This window comes from Arthrobacter sp. FW306-07-I (assembly GCF_021800405.1).
Lineage (GTDB): Bacteria > Actinomycetota > Actinomycetes > Actinomycetales > Micrococcaceae > Arthrobacter.
Window position 1 is genome coordinate 2,188,487 of the sequence record NZ_CP084550.1, and the last position, 15,896, is coordinate 2,204,382.

Genomic DNA, 15,896 nt, shown 5'->3' on the forward strand with positions numbered 1-15,896 from the left:
TGTGGCCCATTGCCAGGAGCAAAAGGAGTACGGACACCGCTGTAAAGACCATGAACCCAAACATGGTGCGCGTTGATTCTGACCGCCGTCGCATCCGGGACGCCCTTCCCTGGACATTCGCTTCACAAATTTTATCCCCGCGTCCAGCGAGGCGTCCAAGAAAGCAACGGTGACTGCCCGTATGCCGGTCGATCAACGCACCCTTCTGACCCTATTTGAGAACGGATTCTCTGAGCGTACTGTGTGCTCATGACGGGCGGTGCAGCGGGAGAAGCCAAGAAATACGAGTGGCAGTCCTGGCCGCCGGACTCGCTTGAAGGAATGCCGCCAAAACGTAGGCGGCTTGTTGCTTGGGGTCTTCTGTGGTTCCTCATTCTGGGCGCAGTTGTCGGGGGCCTACTTAGCGCAATCGGGCTCTCCGAACCGTGGCGTTCGTTGCTGGTCGCCGGAGTTCTAGCTGCAGTCTTCGTGCCCCTGATTCGTGCAGCCGTAGCGGAAGACCGACAACTTCGGGATGAAGGGATAGATCTTCCTTCCCTCCCCGTCAGCCGAAAGTCGCTTGCTATCAACACAGCGTTAGCCTTCGCGCTTTGGATCCTGTACGCCGTATGGCTTTTATCGTCGAGGGAGCCGACGTTCCCGTTGCATACACCGTTTGGGTGACATATGAATTCATGCGTTTGAGAAGTCGCAAACGTGCAGAAGCCCACAGACCAGATGGGCATTAGAGACTTCAACCTTGCCAACCCCGAAGAGCCCCGGGGTTCCACCATGTGTGTCGCGACGACCATTTGAGGCATCCCTTACCGGGCCTCGCACTTCAGGAGGATTACGGGTTTCGAGCCTCGCTACAACGGGACCAGGTCTAGTTAGGATTAGGGGTGACCACCCTAGCCACCTTGTGGCCACCCTTCGGATTAGTCCTCTCCACTCCACGGTTGGTTCTCCGACCGCTTCAAGATGGGGACTTGCCGGCGGCCGTGGAAGCCGCGGAGGCTGGCATACATCCCCAAGGGCAGATGCCTTTTTCGCATCCATGGACCGAGGCACGCCCTGAAGATCTTCCCGCAAACACTGCACGGCGAATTTGGCGTGCACGTGCTGAATCGACACCCGAGAAGTGGTCACTCCACTTCGGAGTCTGGAGAGGCAGCGATTTTGTCGGCTGTCAGGACTTGAGTGCCGAAGGGTTTGGCACTCTCAAGACAGTGTCAACGGGCTCCTGGCTCCGCCAGGATGTTCATGGCAATGGCCTTGGCAAGGAAATGCGAACAGCCGTAATCATCTATGCCTTCGATTGGTTGAAGGCGGACACCGCTGTTTCCGAGGCAGCAGTCTGGAACGCTTCTTCTCTAGGTGTTTCAAAATCTTTGGGTTATGAGCCCAACGGAATTTTCAGGGAATCATGGAAACCTGGGGAAGTAACAGAGGTTCAGTACCTGCGCCTCAGGTCGGACAGATTTATACGGCCCACCTGGAACCTAGACGTCAGAGGACACATACGTTCCGCAGAGTATCTCGGGATTCCTCTTAACGACGGATAGGTTCGATGCCACTGTGATTCTGAGAAACCCACCCGCACTCACAAGGTGAATCGAGCGCCCGTAAGCCGGTGGTCGGCCGTGCACTTCAGAGCACGGTTATGGATCCTTCACCCCGCACCTGTCCGGTAGGCCGTCGGCGTACCGGCAACTCACGCGAATCCCTTGGGGCCCGATCGTCCCTGTCAGTCGCGAACGAACGGCGTATGCGGCGGTCTCCGTCCGAGACGCGCTCACGGGTTCGGTGCAGGTGTCTCGCCCCAAGGGCAGGTTACATCCTTCCATTCTGCCCTGCTGTAGTCGAGTAATCCCTTGCTACGCTGGCAGGACGAGCCGTCGAATGCCTACATTGATTTGGTGGCAGTTTGGCTTGGCCAATGGGCTGTTTGAAGGGCAGCGGTGACGACGTGCGTTTCAAAATGAAGAGAATTCCGGCAATGATTTCTGGCTGGATCACAGGATCACTGGCGGGCGCTGGCATTATGGCCCTATTTGGCGGCTCGGGCGATAAGGACTTTTGGCCGGGTGTTTTCTCTCTATCGTTCTTCTTACTAACGATGCTCGTCTCTCAGTGGATTCGCGACGAAAAACCCAAACGCCGACGCGGGCTTTGGATAATGGCACTGGCACTCCTTGTTCCCGCGCTGATCCTCTGGTTAACATTCGGACCCGTGCCGGCGCTAGGAACACTAGTTGGGTCCCTTACGGTTGAGCTCATCATCACATGGCCTTACCTCACAGGTAAGGAAACAGTGCCAACAGGTGGCGGTTAGGAAAACAAGGCTGGACTCGACGTCAACGTCGTCTCGTTTCGCCAGCCATCTCTAGATCTGCGTCCCGCCCGCACATATGTGGAGCAGGGGACGCTGCTGCGCCCGCATGGGGATCGGCATACGCCGCGATTTTTGCGGGCCGAGGCGCGAGACAAAAGGGGGATGCGGTCAAAAGTCCTGGCACCCATACTGAAGCCAAGGTTCGAGGCAAATGAATTGGGGACGCCGTGAAAAATTACTCGATGGACGATGAATTCAACGTGGAAGGCGACGCGCACGCGGTGTCTGCGCAGATTCTGACATCACTAGCTCAAGCGAAGCTGCACACCAGTCGAACCGAGGCTGGAATACAGGCCCGGGCCGGATCGGATTTTCTATTTCGTCTCCTAGGGACACCTTTGGGATCCAGCCATTTACCAGTCGGCGTTGACGTTCGGTTGATCTCCGCCAGGGACTACACCCGGGTGTCTGCCACCGCTTACGATCGCTTGGGCTGGTTCTTCAACAAGAAGCTCGTGTGGGGAGAGCATGTGATGGACCGAAAACTGACGGACCTTCTGAACGCAGTCCGAGCAGCAGCCAACAAATCACCACTCCCCGAACGAAAAGCTACGTTCAGTCCCTAATCTCAGGCGGTCCGTTTTGGACAACCTGCCCTCTTAGCCCCGGATGAGGATCGTCCAACGGGTGGCGTTTTGTGCCAACTAACCTAGTTCAGAACCAGGCAGTTGCCTGGTCGGCCTCATGCTTGTCAGACTTCAGCGCAAGCCCCGCTAGGTACTGTGGGGTGTCCGAACAGGACGAAAGTGGTGCCGTCATTCTCGAGAACCGAGATGTAGCTCGGGCCGAAAAGAGAGACTACTGATTCGCAGATGGTGATCGCGCTCTTGGCCTCCTCGCTACCATCGGCGCCGCGCGGGTCCACAAGGCTGGTTTCGATGCGAATTTTGCCCGGTTCGGTTTCGGTTACAGATTTGATTTTTCCCAACCATGGTGCGTTCTTTTTTGCTGTCTTGAAGTCGGCAGTCTTGTCCCGGCCGCCATTATTCACGCTGGCAATGGGGCCAGGTGGTGCAGCAGCTTGACTGGCTACCGTCTGGGCCGGCGTAGCCGCATTTGATGCCTTCTGCGGATCAGACGCTGAGCAGCCACAGAGCAGCGTGACAACAGCAGCTCCAACCAAACCGGACACCGGGAAAGAGATCCCGTTGGCATCTGACCGCCGTGCATTCCTCGATTTGTTCCGTTGCATGTTCTTGTCCCCCAATATTTGCAACCGCACTAAGTGATGCTCGAGCCTTCAGCATCGCACCCGGAAATGCCTCCGTGAAGGGTTTTTAGAAGGGTAAGCGACTCCTACCCCCAACACAGTGAAGACCGCTCTGCTGGTACCCAGTGATGGATGGGCGCCCGATCTGGGGCAGGCATGGAGTCCTCCACCAAATTGCATTCTCGTTTTCCGCGCCTCGCGCTCAAATCAACGTATGGTGTGGGCATGGAAGAGGAGGACGCTGCCGGCGGTGGGACTCCAGAGCAAGTACTGGCTCTGATCACCTTGGTGGAGTCGTCCGGCTGGCCCACTGCTGCACTTGAGCAAGATAGCTACTTTCAGAAGCTTGGACTACGACAACTTCCCGGAGCTCCGCAGGAGGGAGCACCACCGGCAGTCGTCGGAGGGGTCGTCGCTGATTCCGCATCGACAACTCCAATAGGCTCCTGGATGACACATGAAGGCGAACTGGTTGGGATCAGCCTCTTTTTTCAGGATGAGCAGGACAGATCAGACGCGCGAACTTCTGATTTGTTCGGCTCTATACACTCCCTGATTCGCCGAAAATATGGAGAACCGTTGGACGACGCGGTTCAACCATCGGGCAACGCGTCGGCCCTTTGGAAGGTCCGCGGAACAGCTATCGAGCTCTACAGACACGTCAAGCCGTCCTTTGCTATCCAGGTCGGGCTCAACAACATAGAGCGCGCTTCAGCTCGCAACGACGGGAAGCTACCGGGAACCTGGAACCACTAAGCACGATAGGCGGCGTGCGGTGAAGGATCCGGAAATGACTGCTCTGACCTTCCAGAAATCGGGGGCGATGATGACGTGGCACCGAGAGATCGCCATAGCCACTAGGCCGAAAAAGTGATCAGCGCAGGGCCATTGGTTTGCGCGGACAAGTAGGATGTGAGGACCCAGCGCAGGGAGGATACTGCAATGCTTCAGGCCCTACGGCGCTACTTTCGAACCGCCATGCGCTTCCCGAAGCGGTCCCTGTCTTATCTGCGATCCATGAGGACCAGCGGCCTTGTACTGGGGATCGCGTGGCTCGTTCTAGCGATGATATGGGTAAACCCGTTGAGGACGACCTTGTTGGTCACCGTTAGTCTCGGCTTTCTTCTGCAAGCGGTTTTAGTCAACAAGGAGATACGTCGCCGCGAAAACACAGTCGACGAACCTCTCTAATGACAAATCTGCTTTCCAATCCTGGCTGGTAGCGGTGAAGGATCGGTCACTGAATGCGGCACCGTTGCAATAGGCAACTTCGGCCGCCGGCCTCATGAGACTGAGAACACCTCAAGCGCCTTCGGCCAAAGGACCACATAACGTTCTTCACCTACCGGCCTATATGCCGCGCGTACGCTGGCCCATCGCCAGTCAGTCCCCAGTGTCGTCCTCGCGTGCTGAAAGGCTTCTAGCGGTCGATCCGTTTCAATGAAGATATTCATTTCGCCAGCGCCAAAGTCGTGCCCGTCTACGACGCCGTATGCATCAAGGAGACCAGACTGAAGCAAGTCCTCCATTGAGATAAGCGCATCAAAGTCGACATCAGATGTTGCTGGCCACTGCAAAACCAAGATGTATTTCCGGGCTGCATGTTCCCTGGACATCGCACGACCCCGAGCATTAGCCATGAGTGGAGTCTTTCACTTCTTGTGAGCCGCAGGGAGACAGCTCGCCTGACTTGAAGTCGTCCTATTAGGGATCCTTACCTGGAATGATGAGAAGCATGGCTGCTTCCCGTCCCGATCCCCAGGCTCGCCTTGAAGGCGCCGTCGTCGTTCTTCGCGAGCTGATCGAGAATGACCTCCCGGCCCTATTCACAGCCATCGGAAAACCCGAGATATTCGCTGGTGGCTGGGGAGGAGGTATGGGGGCATATCGCGAGAACTTCGGGCAGTGGTCGGAGTTTTTGAGGCAATGGCTGCCCTGGCAACAAGGCAACGTGTACGCCGTGTGTCTGCTTTCATTGGATGACCGGGTGATTGGCACCACCACGCTCGGCGATTTCGACTTGAAAAATGAGTCTGCGCATATCGGCTGGACGGCGTATTCCCCGGACGTCTGGGGAAGCGGGGTGAACGCTGACGCCAAGCGGCTCCTGCTGGGCACGGCCTTCACCCATGGATTTGAGCGGATCAGATTGCAGGCCGACGTACTAAACGTTCGGTCGCGGGCGGCGATAGAGCGGATCGGCGCCCAAAAAGAAGGCGTGCTCAGACATGTCCAACGGCGTGCGGATGGCAGTTGGCGAGACACGGCCGTTTACTCTGTTCTACGCGAGGAATGGCCCCATGTACGCAGTTTCCTCGATGAGCGTTTAGCAGCCCGGCCGGCGTGCTCCAGCTATAACCCGTCTCCGTAAGCCGATCGGCTTGCGGCGCCTGACACTTGCTGTCCAAGTGTTGCAATCTCTCGGTTCCCGGCGCAGACCATCGACACCGCTGGAGTGCCTTCCATGACATGGGGGATGCAATAGGCACTCGTGCCCGCCGTCCATGGACGTTCGCGGCGTGTGCGTCGTGGTTGTCTCAATGGGCCTGCTGCTCTACGGCTTGACCCAGGTGCCGCCGGACCTGCTGCTGCCCGGGCTACAGCTATGTATGTATAGCGCTGAGACAGGCCAATAGAAGGCGGCCAAGAGTTTGACCGCCACGACCCGGCCCGGCGGGCGACGGCAGGTGCCCCCGCTGCAGCCGGCATGCATAGAGGCCGACGGTGAGACCGGCTACCGCAGCGCCCGCATGCCGAGAGGCCGACGACGAGAAGCGCCCTTAGATGCTAGCCGCCTGACGGCCGGCGGAGACCCTCGTGAGGAAGTCCTCGACTACGGCCGCGAACTCGTCAGGCCGTTCGATCTGCGGCATGTGCCCGGTCTTGGCGAAGACGTGCGACTCGGCGCGGGGCAGCGCCGCGGCGGCCGCTTCAAGGTGGCTGAACGGCAGGATGTGGTCGTGGTCGCCCCACACCACCAGCGCCGGAACGTCTGACCTGGCGAGCGCGCCGATCAGAGCGGTGCGCCACTCAGCCCGGACACCGGAAATCGTTCCCAGGTCGCGGGCGACGTCGACCAGCGTCCGGCGGTGCGCCTCCCGCTGCGACAGGGCGAGCGCGTGGCCGATGCGGTCGTCCGTGACCAGCGTCTTGTCGTAGAAGAGCGACTGTACCGTCCGGCGTGATGCTTTCTCGTCGGGCCGCAGGAGCAGGGCCGCGAGCGGGCGGACCGCAAGGAGGCGAAGGACCAGTGCCACTTCCTGGCCGAATCCGGCGCTGTTGGCCAGCACGAGCGCGGAGACGCGGTCCGGATGGTCGGCGGCCAGCTTCATGGCGACGGCACCGCCGAGCGAGTTGCCCATCACGGGCAGCGGCCCGGAAACCCCGACGGCGTCCAGGAAGGCCGGCAGGATCCCGGCCAGCTTCGCGAGCGTCGTAGTGCCGGGGAGCCGTTCGGAGTACGCGAAGCCGGGAAGGTCGACGCTGTAGACCGTGTGGCGGTCCGAGAGCCGATCGTGCTGTTCGTTCCAGTCCTCGAGGCTCTGGCCGATGCCGTGCAGCAGCAGCACCGGATCCCCGCTGCCGGTGTTCCGGTAGCGCAGGCGTGTCCCCGCGACGGTGACATGGCGCGTCCCCGGCAATGCGAGGGGATCCCGGGCCGGGGCGGCGGGTTGCCGGACAGTTTCCCGCGCCGGCTGCCCCCGCCGGCCGAACCGGACGTGGTCGGTCAGCCGGCCGGCCCGGAGCAGGGCGAAATCGCGGAAGTAGTTCTGGTGCAGCCGCCACGGCGAGCCTGCGCCCTGCCGGGGCAACTGGTCGGCGCCGCGGAAAATGTAGCCGGCCTTCAGGTCGATCAGCGAGGACAGCGAGCCGTTGGCGACGTCGGCGGGTGCCGCGGGTACCACCCACTGAAGGTTCCGGCGGTCCAGATGCTTGATCAGCCTGCAGATGTACCCGGCGACCAGGTCCGCCTTCAGGGTCCAGGACGCGTTGGTGTAGCCGATGGTGAGGGCGAAATTCGGGACCCCCTCCAGCATCATGCCCTTGTAGGTTAGAGTCCTGCCAACGTCCACAGGCTCGCCGTCGACGGAGAGCTTCATGCCGCCGATCACCAGCAGGTTCAGTCCCGTGGCCGTGACAATGACGTCGGCGGGCAGCGATGTGCCGGAGGCCAGGTCAATCCCGTCCGGGGTGATCCGGGAAATCGTGTCGGTCACGATCTCGGCAGTGCCGGCACTGATGGCCCGGTACAGGTCCCCGTTGGGGATCGCGCAGACCCGCTGGTCCCACGGCTGGTACGACGGGGCCAGGTGCGTGTCCACCGGGAAGCCCGCCGGCAGTTTGGCTACTGCCGACTTGCGCAGGATCGCCTTCATCGTCTCGGGCCGCCGTCGGCTGAGCTGGTAGGTGAACATGGAGAAAAGAATGTTCTTGGAACGTACGACGTCGTACGCCAGTTGCGCGGGCAGCTTGCCTCGGAGGCGGTCGGCCAGGTGGTCCCGCGCGGGCACGGGGGCGATGTAGGTGGGGGAGCGCTGCAGCATCGTTACCTTGGCGGCCGACTTTGCCATGGACGGCACCAGCGTCACGGCCGTGGCGCCGCTGCCGATGACCACCACCTGCTTTCCCTCATAGTCGAGGTCGGCCGGCCAGTGCTGCGGGTGGACGATCGTTCCGGCAAAGGTGTCGGCCCCGTCGATGGCCGGGGTGAAGCCCTCGTCATAGCGGTAGTAGCCGGAACAGACGGACAGGAACGAGCAGGTGAAGGTGAGTGGCTCGGGGGAGGAGGCGGTGTCGCCGGACCGGAACTCGCCCCCGGACGTGTGGACCGCCGTCACGGTCCACAGTGCGGTTTCGCTTGACCATGAGGCGGAAATGACCCTGGTGTTCAGCCGGATCCGCGGCGCCAGGCCCTCGTCGGCGACCGTTGCCTCGATGTACTCGCGGATGGACTCGCCGTCCGCGATCGCCTTGGCGCCGGCCCAGGGCCGGAAGGAGTAGCCGAGCGTGTACATGTCGCTGTCGGACCGGATCCCGGGGTACCGGAACAGGTCCCAGGTACCCCCGACGGCGTTCCTCGACTCCACTACGGTGAAGGTTTTTCCGGGTACCTCGCGCTTCAGCCGGCTGGCGAAACCCACACCGCTCAGCCCGGCGCCGACAATCAACACATCTACGTGCTCGCTCATGCCGCCAAGCTATCGACTTAATGTTGAGATAGTCAACACCGTGTTGAGAACCGGGGCTAGGATGGGCGCATGGCTCAAAGAGGAAGACGCAGCGCGAGGGTTTCGGGCGATGAGCGCCAGGACGCAATCCTGGTCACCGCCGAGGCCCTCCTGGCAAACCGTGCCTTTGACGAGGTCTCCATCGAGGATCTGGCCCGGGGTGCCGGCATTTCGCGCCCCACTTTTTACTTCTACTTCCCCTCGAAAGATGCCGTGCTGCTGGCCCTGCTGGACCGGGTTATCAACGAGGTCGAGCACCGGGTGGGGCACCTGCCGCGCGATTTCGAGAGCGACCCCGCGGGTGCGTGGACCCGTTCCATCGGAATGTTCGTTGAGGTGTTTGTCTCTCACCGCGGTGTGTCGACCGCCGCCATCGGGGCGCGCACCCGAAACGACGAGGTGCGCGGGCTGTGGTCCAGGTCGATGCAGTCCTGGGTCGACTTCTCAAGCGACGTTATCCGTGCCGAGCAGGCCCGCGGGGCCGCGCCGGCGGGCACCGACGCGCACGACCTCGCGGTGAGCCTGAACCTGATGAACGAACGGGTCATTACTGCTGCCCTCAACCGGGAGAGTCCTGCCATCGCGGAGACCGCCGCCCTGGACATCCTGTCAACCATCTGGATCCGCAGTATCTACGGGTCCGACAACCCCGGCGGCCGCTAAGGCCGGCGCCGAAAGGAAACCATAATGCCCTCCATCAAGACGCTCACCGTGCTCGGCACAGGGGTGCTCGGCTCCCAGATCGCCTTCCAGGCCGCATTCCACGGTTTCGCAGTCACCGCCTACGACGTCGATGAGGACGCACTTGCCAAGGCGCGGGACCGTTTCGCCCGCCTCGCCGGCATCTACCGGGCACAGATTGCCGGCGCCTCCGAGGGCAAGACCGAAGCAGCCCTGGCAAACCTCCGCCTCACCGCAGACCTGGGGGACGCCGTCGTCGACGCGGACCTTGTGATCGAAGCCGTTCCCGAACTGCTGGAACTCAAACGCGACGTCTACCGCAAGCTCGCGGAACTGGCGCCGGCCAAGGCCATCTTCGCGACCAACTCATCCACCCTGCTGCCCAGTGACCTGAAAGACTTCACCGGACGCCCGGACCGCTTCCTCGCGCTCCATTACGCCAACAACATCTGGGCGCAGAACATCGCCGAGGTCATGGGCACCGCGGAGACGGACCCGGCGGTGTACGCGGCTGTCGTCGACTTTGCCCGGAACAGCGGACTGGAACCGATCGAGATCAAGAAGGAGAAGGCCGGCTACGTCCTGAACTCGCTGCTGGTTCCGCTGCTGAACGCGGCCGCCGGACTGCTGCTTCAGGGCGTCGCCGACCCGTGCACCATTGACAAGACCTGGCGCATCGCCACGGGGGCCCCGAGCGGACCGTTCCAGATCTACGACGTCGTCGGCCTGACCACGGCGTACAACATCGCCTCGGCCTCGCCGGATGCCGGTTCCCAGGCGTTCGCCCAGTACCTGAAGGAGCACTACATCGACCAGGGCAAGCTGGGGGTCGCCTCGGGGGAGGGCTTCTACAAGTACTGAGTCGAGGACCTTTAGTGCTGCTGCAGTTCTTCCCGTTCCAGGTCTTGGACCGACCGCGAGGGCGGGCAGAACTCATTGCCCTCCGGCTGCAGGCAGCAAGTGGTTGTCCGGCAAAGAATGGGCTTATGCCTTGAGGCTGTTTTCGGTGGAGACCTCGCGAGCCTCGGTAAAGTAACCGTCAGACTGAAGACCGAGGGAACAGTGGGCTTTGCGTACATCCCCCAAGGAAGTTTTTCTCGTTGAACAAAGAATAGTCGGCAAGCAAGCCGCGGCCCTGCGAGCGTCCAATTCACGAGCCCACGGCCTGCTCATATGCCGGTCGGGTACGGACTGGACTCCGCGCAGCTTCCGTGCGCGACGTCGTATTCTGTTCGCATGTCCGTGCTCGTGGAAGTCACGCTGCTGTAGTTCAAGGCGTTCTCGAAGCCGTAGGTGATCTTTTCCTGCACCGTAACGCAGGCGATCATCAGGACGAAGAATGATCTGAATCAGCTAATGGTTCTTACGGAGACGCATTATTTCGGCCGGTTTGTCAGGTACTCGGTCCACTGACCAGGACTTCGTGAGTTGGTAGCCTGTGGCACATGCCCATCAAACTTGAGAACGTCGGAATCGCGGTTCGTGACCTGGAAGAGGCCATCGCGTTCTTCACTGACCTCGGGCTTACGGTCCTGGTCCGTGACACCGTCAGCGGGGAGTGGGCCGACACCGCCGTGGGCCTTGACGGCAACCACGCAAAAATCGCAGTGCTCCAGACCCCGGACGGCAGAGGCCAGCTTGAGCTCTTCGAGTACATCCATCCTGCCGCCATCGACACACACCCCACACTGCCGAACGAAATCGGAATGCACCGCGTTGCCTTCTCGGTCGACGACATTGACGCCGCGCTGGAGATCGCCGCGAAGCATGGATGCCACCCGCTGCGGGGCGTCGCAACCTACGGAGACATTTACAAGCTGACTTACGTCCGTGGTCCCAGCGGCATCATTGTGATGTTCGCCCAGGAACTCAAGAAGTCCACCGGAAACTGAGCACCTCGCCCCCGTGCGGGTGAGAGGGCCTACGCCCTGCTGCCATATACTCCGAAGATGCCCATCACGCACGCACCCACCCACGCAAAACCGTCCGGTCCCCAGCCAGGCGGAGGCCACCTGTGAGCGGCGGGCTCGTCGCCCTGCTGGACGACGTCGCCGCCCTGGCCCGCATCGCGGCAGCCTCGGTAGACGATGTGGCAGCCGGTGCCGCCAAGGCTGGTACCAAGGCCGCCGGCGTCGTAATTGACGACGCCGCCGTCACCCCGCAGTACGTGTCCGGGGCGGACCCGTCGCGCGAGCTGCCCATGATCAAGAAGATCTTCTGGGGCTCCATCCGGAACAAACTCCTGATCATTCTCCCGGCGCTCCTGCTGATCAGCGCCTTCATCCCTTGGATCATCCCGTTCATCCTGATGCTGGGCGGCACGTACCTCTGCTATGAGGGCGCGGAGAAGGTCTGGCACAAGCTGCGCGGCGGCCACCATGAGGCCGAGGAAGCGCCGGCTGTGGAACGCGGGCATGACGCGGAGGCCACTGTCGTCAAGGGCGCTATCACCACCGACTTCATCCTGTCCTGCGAAATCATGGTCATCTCCATGAACGAGGTGGCGACGGAATCCATTTGGGTCCGGGCTTTCATTCTGGTCCTGGTGGCGATTGCCATCACAGTGCTTGTGTACGGCGCCGTCGGGCTGATCGTGAAGATGGACGATATTGGAGTCCATCTTGCCGCCAAGGATTCTGCGCGCGCCAAGCGCTTTGGCCACCTCCTGGTAAGGGGCATGCCGGCCGTACTGGCTGCGATTACCTTCGTGGGAACGATCGCGATGCTCTGGGTAGGCGGCCACATTATGGTGCAGGGGGCACACGACCTTGGCTGGCACGCGCCCTATGACTTGATCCACGCACTCGAGCACCCGGTGGCGGGCGTTGCCGTTGTTGGCGGCTTCCTGGCCTGGCTCGTGGACACCCTGTGCTCAGCGGTGATCGGGCTCGCCTGGGGCCTGGTGGTCATGGCTGTCATTGGCCCGCTGCTGAAAGTGCTGCCCTTCGGCAAGGCGAAGGATCACGGGCACGGCGCGGCAGGAGAAACGCCCGACGGCGGTGGTCCCGCGGGCCATTAGTCTTCCGTTCCATCGCGGGCCGGGCCAGCGGGCCGGGAAGCGCGGTGCTTAGAACGCGTACCGGATCCGGCAGTACGGTGCGATCCTGCCAATCAGCGCAGTCAGTTGCTGGACGTAGCCTGCCTTGGCGCGCGCCCGGTACCGGACATTGCTGAAACCATTCGAGGAGACTTTGGCCTCCTGGAGGTCAGGGCGCCACAGGACGTTTTCGGCCTGCGGGTGCCAGCCCAGGTTGACCTCGTGCAGTTGCTCATTGTGGGTCAGGAAAATGACCTCGGCGGCCAGCTGCGCCTTGGCTGCAGGGGTCAGGGCGGCGTCCAACTGGCGCAGCAGCTCCTCCCAGTCGGCCAGCCACGTGTCGGTAATGATCACGGGGGAGAAGTTCACATGTACCTCGTACCCGGCGTCGACGAAATCGTTAATGGCGGCCAGCCGCTCGGCCACCGGGGACGTCCGCACATCGACTGACTTCGCCAGGTCCGCCGGCATCAGCGAGAAGCGGACCCTGGTGTGGCCCCCGTGGTTCCAGCCGAGCATGTGCCGGTTGACGAACTTTGTGGCGAAGGACAGCTTGGCATTGGGCAGTTCCCGGAACAGCGTGACAAGGTCCTCCACGTTGTCGCTGATCAGCGCGTCCACCGAGCAGTCGCTGTTTTCGCCAATGTCATAGACCCAGAGCTCGGGGTCGCACTGGTTAGGCTCCAGCTTGAGTCCCTGGCGCGTGGCGTGCCGTTCCAGCGTCCCGGCGATCTGGTCGATATTGGCGAAAACGGTGACCGGGTTGCTGTAGCCCTTGTGCCGCGGAACGTAGCAGTAGGCGCACGCCATGGCACATCCGTTGGCCGTGGAGGGGGCAATGAAGTCCGCTGACCTGCCGTTCGGCTTCACGGTCAGGGACTTCTTGACCCCGAGGACCAGCGCCTCGGTTTTGATCCGGGACCACCGCGGCACGTTGGTTTCGTCGCCGTGGAGGTCGGGAATGTTCCAATGGCTCTCCACGGGAACGACGTCGGCTCCCGGCCACCGTGCCACGATCTCCCGCCCGCGCGGCAGCTCCAAGGCTGCAGGCTGCGCGTAAATGCGGCGGATTTGCAGCAGCCGGTCGAATTCCATGTCCTCATTGTCCTTGACGGACCGGGCCCGAAACGGCAGTTAAGCCGACGGCATCCTTCCCCTGTATGCAGTATGGATGGACCGCCGCCTGCCGGACGGTAGACTGGGATGTGCCGTTCTCCGGCCACTCTGCCCCAGCGTCCCCTGGCACTCCGTGCGCGGACCGTGGCGTTCCCTGTTGTGAAAGGCCTTACCTGCTGTGATTACTGTCCAGGATCTTGAACTGCGCGCCGGTGCCCGGCTCCTGATGGACCAGGTGAGCTTCCGCATCGACAAGGGAGACAAGATCGGCCTTGTCGGCCGGAACGGTGCCGGCAAGACTACGCTGACCCGCGTCCTCGCAGGCGAAGGCCTTCCCGCCGCCGGTAAGGTCACCCGCAGCGGGGAGATCGGCTACCTGCCCCAGGATCCCCGTACCCCGGACATGGAGCAGTTGGCACGGGACCGCATCCTGTCCGCCCGTGGCCTGGACGTCGTCGTCGGTAAGCTTCGGAAGGCCCACGACGAAATGGCCAGCGAGGACGCCGAAGTGCAGCGGAAGGCCATGGGCCGGTATGACCGGCTGGAATCCGAGTTCCTCGCAGCCGGCGGTTACGCAGCGGAAGCCGAAGCTGCGTCGATCTGTTCCAACCTTGCGCTCCCGGACCGGCTGCTGAACCAGCCGCTCAAGACGCTCTCGGGCGGCCAGCGGCGCCGTGTCGAACTGGCCCGCATCCTCTACTCGGACGCCGAGACGATGCTCCTGGACGAACCCACCAACCACCTTGACGCCGATTCCATCGCCTGGCTGCGTGACTTCCTCAAGAACCACCAGGGCGGCCTGATCGTCATCAGCCACGACACGGACCTGCTGGAAGCCACCGTCAACAAGGTGTTCCTGCTGGACGCCAACCGTGCCCAGATCGACTTTTACAACATGGACTGGAAGCGCTACCTCCTTCAGCGGGAGACCGACGAGCGCGCCCGGAAGCGGGAACGCGCCAACGCTGAGAAGAAGGCGCAGGTCCTCATGGACCAGGCCAACAAGATGCGGGCCAAGGCCACCAAGGCCGTTGCCGCGCAGAACATGGCCAAGCGCGCCGAGCGCCTGCTCAGCGGGCTGGAAGCGGTCCGCGAGCAGGACCGGGTGGCAGCGCTGCGGTTCCCGGACCCCGCACCCTGTGGCAAGACCCCGCTCACCGCGGACGGGCTCAGCAAGTCCTACGGCTCGCTGGAGATCTTCACCGACGTCGACCTGGCCATCGACCGCGGTTCCAAAGTGGTCATCCTGGGCCTCAATGGTGCCGGAAAGACCACTCTGCTGCGGATGCTCGCCGGCGTGGACATTCCCGACACCGGCGAAGTCATCCCCGGCCACGGCTTGAAGGTTGGCTACTACGCCCAGGAACACGAAACCCTGGACCACAACCGGACTGTGCTGGAGAACATGCGCTCCGCCGCGCCCGATATGAAGGACGCCGAGGTGCGCGGCATCCTTGGCTCGTTCCTGTTCTCCGGTGACGACGTGGACAAGCCTGCGGGTGTGCTCTCCGGCGGCGAGAAGACCCGCCTGGCTCTCGCCACCATCGTTGCCTCCAGCGCCAACGTGCTGCTCCTCGACGAGCCCACCAACAACCTCGACCCCGCCAGCCGCGCCGAAATCCTGGGCGCCCTGCGCAATTACACCGGCGCCGTTGTCCTGGTCAGCCACGACGAAGGTGCGGTCGAAGCCCTGAACCCGGAACGCGTAGTCATGCTTCCGGACGGCGTCGAGGACCTCTGGAACGAGGACTACCTGGACCTCATCACTCTGGCTTAGCGCACCTGCAGCTCCAGCGCCGCGGTAAGGCTCCGGAGCTGTTGGTAGGTGATGCTGAACATGGAGTTGTGGTCTCCCGCTCCGGCCCACAGCAGCTCGTGGCGCCGCAGGGACTCGTCCAGCAGGGTGCGGATCCCTTTGGGGTGGCCCACCGGGGCTACGCCACCTACCTCCTGGCCCGTATGTTCCAGCACGAAGGCGGGGGAGGCGCGGCGGATCTTCCCTGCGCCCAGCTGCGTTGATACCAGCGCTGTGTCCACGCGCGCGGCGCCGCTGGCCAGGATCAGCAGCGGCTCCCCGCCGAGTTCGAAGACAAGGCTGTTGGTGATGGCTGCAAGGTCACATTCGAGGGCCTCAGCTGCTGCGGCTGCCGTGGGTACTCCCGACGGAAAGGTGCGCACGGTGTCGGCGAGCCCCGCCGCCACCAGAGCGGAGCGCACCAAGGAGACCGGGCCGCCGTCGTACTCCATGCC

13 protein-coding genes are annotated in these 15,896 nt (G+C 62.3%); 9 read left to right on the top strand and 4 right to left on the bottom strand.

Annotated elements, in window-relative coordinates; genetic code table 11:
- Positions 1-980: 980 nt before the first annotated feature.
- The gene (locus tag LFT46_RS10075; protein ID WP_336885557.1) at positions 981-1,544 is read left to right on the top strand and encodes a GNAT family N-acetyltransferase; all 564 of its coding nucleotides are present in this window, start codon (positions 981-983) and stop codon (positions 1,542-1,544) included.
- A gap of 1,012 nt (positions 1,545-2,556) precedes the next feature.
- Positions 2,557-2,940 carry a hypothetical protein gene (locus LFT46_RS10080; RefSeq protein WP_236821956.1) on the top strand — a complete coding sequence of 128 codons (384 nt, stop codon included), beginning with the start codon at positions 2,557-2,559 and terminating at the stop codon, positions 2,938-2,940.
- 125 nt (positions 2,941-3,065) lie between these two features.
- Here the strand turns inward: LFT46_RS10080 and LFT46_RS10085 are convergent, their stop codons facing one another.
- On the bottom strand, positions 3,066-3,566 hold the full coding sequence (locus LFT46_RS10085) for a hypothetical protein (protein ID WP_236821957.1): 501 nt from the start codon (positions 3,564-3,566) through the stop codon (positions 3,066-3,068).
- A 243-nt stretch (positions 3,567-3,809) separates the two neighbouring features.
- Here LFT46_RS10085 and LFT46_RS10090 point away from each other — a divergent pair, with 243 nt between their 5' ends.
- Together LFT46_RS10090 and LFT46_RS10095 are read left to right on the top strand one after the other, a co-directional pair.
- Complete coding sequence (locus tag LFT46_RS10090) at positions 3,810-4,340, top strand: hypothetical protein (RefSeq protein ID WP_236821958.1); 531 nt, start codon at positions 3,810-3,812, stop codon at positions 4,338-4,340.
- 979 nt (positions 4,341-5,319) lie between these two features.
- Positions 5,320-5,955 carry a GNAT family N-acetyltransferase gene (locus LFT46_RS10095; protein ID WP_236821959.1) on the top strand — a complete coding sequence of 212 codons (636 nt, stop codon included), beginning with the start codon at positions 5,320-5,322 and terminating at the stop codon, positions 5,953-5,955.
- Positions 5,956-6,364: 409 nt separating this feature from the next.
- On the opposite strand, the gene LFT46_RS10100 is transcribed toward LFT46_RS10095, so the two are convergent.
- Entirely contained in the window at positions 6,365-8,773 is a 2,409-nt protein-coding gene (locus LFT46_RS10100) for an alpha/beta fold hydrolase (protein ID WP_236802663.1), read from the bottom strand.
- 69 nt (positions 8,774-8,842) lie between these two features.
- On the opposite strand from LFT46_RS10100, the gene LFT46_RS10105 reads away from it, so the two are divergent.
- The 4 genes from LFT46_RS10105 (at position 8,843) to LFT46_RS10120 (ending at position 12,512) form a co-directional block, all read left to right on the top strand.
- Positions 8,843-9,475: a TetR/AcrR family transcriptional regulator gene (locus LFT46_RS10105; protein WP_236802666.1), complete on the top strand. Its 633-nt coding sequence runs from the start codon at positions 8,843-8,845 to the stop codon at positions 9,473-9,475.
- 24 nt (positions 9,476-9,499) lie between these two features.
- Entirely contained in the window at positions 9,500-10,354 is an 855-nt protein-coding gene (locus tag LFT46_RS10110; protein ID WP_236802669.1) for a 3-hydroxyacyl-CoA dehydrogenase, read from the top strand.
- Between the two features lie 584 nt (positions 10,355-10,938).
- Positions 10,939-11,385: a VOC family protein gene (locus LFT46_RS10115; protein ID WP_236821960.1), complete on the top strand. Its 447-nt coding sequence runs from the start codon at positions 10,939-10,941 to the stop codon at positions 11,383-11,385.
- 122 nt (positions 11,386-11,507) lie between these two features.
- Complete coding sequence (locus LFT46_RS10120; RefSeq protein ID WP_236802673.1) at positions 11,508-12,512, top strand: DUF808 domain-containing protein; 1,005 nt, start codon at positions 11,508-11,510, stop codon at positions 12,510-12,512.
- Positions 12,513-12,560: 48 nt separating this feature from the next.
- On the opposite strand, the gene LFT46_RS10125 is transcribed toward LFT46_RS10120, so the two are convergent.
- The gene (locus LFT46_RS10125; RefSeq protein ID WP_236802675.1) at positions 12,561-13,625 is read right to left on the bottom strand and encodes a spore photoproduct lyase family protein; all 1,065 of its coding nucleotides are present in this window, start codon (positions 13,623-13,625) and stop codon (positions 12,561-12,563) included.
- A 199-nt stretch (positions 13,626-13,824) separates the two neighbouring features.
- Here LFT46_RS10125 and abc-f point away from each other — a divergent pair, with 199 nt between their 5' ends.
- Positions 13,825-15,423: a ribosomal protection-like ABC-F family protein gene (abc-f, locus tag LFT46_RS10130; protein WP_236802677.1), complete on the top strand. Its 1,599-nt coding sequence runs from the start codon at positions 13,825-13,827 to the stop codon at positions 15,421-15,423.
- On the opposite strand, the gene LFT46_RS10135 is transcribed toward abc-f, so the two are convergent.
- Entirely contained in the window at positions 15,420-15,893 is a 474-nt protein-coding gene (locus LFT46_RS10135) for a YbaK/EbsC family protein (protein WP_236802679.1), read from the bottom strand. The genes abc-f and LFT46_RS10135 overlap by 4 nt on opposite strands.
- Positions 15,894-15,896: the final 3 nt, after the last annotated feature.

Coding starts and splice junctions, on each gene's coding strand:
- LFT46_RS10100 (WP_236802663.1), bottom strand. CDS start 8,773: ATGAGCGAGCACGTAGATGTGTTGATTGTCGGCGCCGGGCTGAGCGGT.
- LFT46_RS10110 (WP_236802669.1), top strand. CDS start 9,500: ATGCCCTCCATCAAGACGCTCACCGTGCTCGGCACAGGGGTGCTCGGC.
- LFT46_RS10095 (WP_236821959.1), top strand. CDS start 5,320: ATGGCTGCTTCCCGTCCCGATCCCCAGGCTCGCCTTGAAGGCGCCGTC.
- LFT46_RS10080 (WP_236821956.1), top strand. CDS start 2,557: ATGGACGATGAATTCAACGTGGAAGGCGACGCGCACGCGGTGTCTGCG.
- LFT46_RS10135 (WP_236802679.1), bottom strand. CDS start 15,893: ATGGAGTACGACGGCGGCCCGGTCTCCTTGGTGCGCTCCGCTCTGGTG.
- LFT46_RS10125 (WP_236802675.1), bottom strand. CDS start 13,625: ATGGAATTCGACCGGCTGCTGCAAATCCGCCGCATTTACGCGCAGCCT.
- LFT46_RS10105 (WP_236802666.1), top strand. CDS start 8,843: ATGGCTCAAAGAGGAAGACGCAGCGCGAGGGTTTCGGGCGATGAGCGC.
- LFT46_RS10090 (WP_236821958.1), top strand. CDS start 3,810: ATGGAAGAGGAGGACGCTGCCGGCGGTGGGACTCCAGAGCAAGTACTG.
- LFT46_RS10085 (WP_236821957.1), bottom strand. CDS start 3,566: ATGCAACGGAACAAATCGAGGAATGCACGGCGGTCAGATGCCAACGGG.
- LFT46_RS10115 (WP_236821960.1), top strand. CDS start 10,939: ATGCCCATCAAACTTGAGAACGTCGGAATCGCGGTTCGTGACCTGGAA.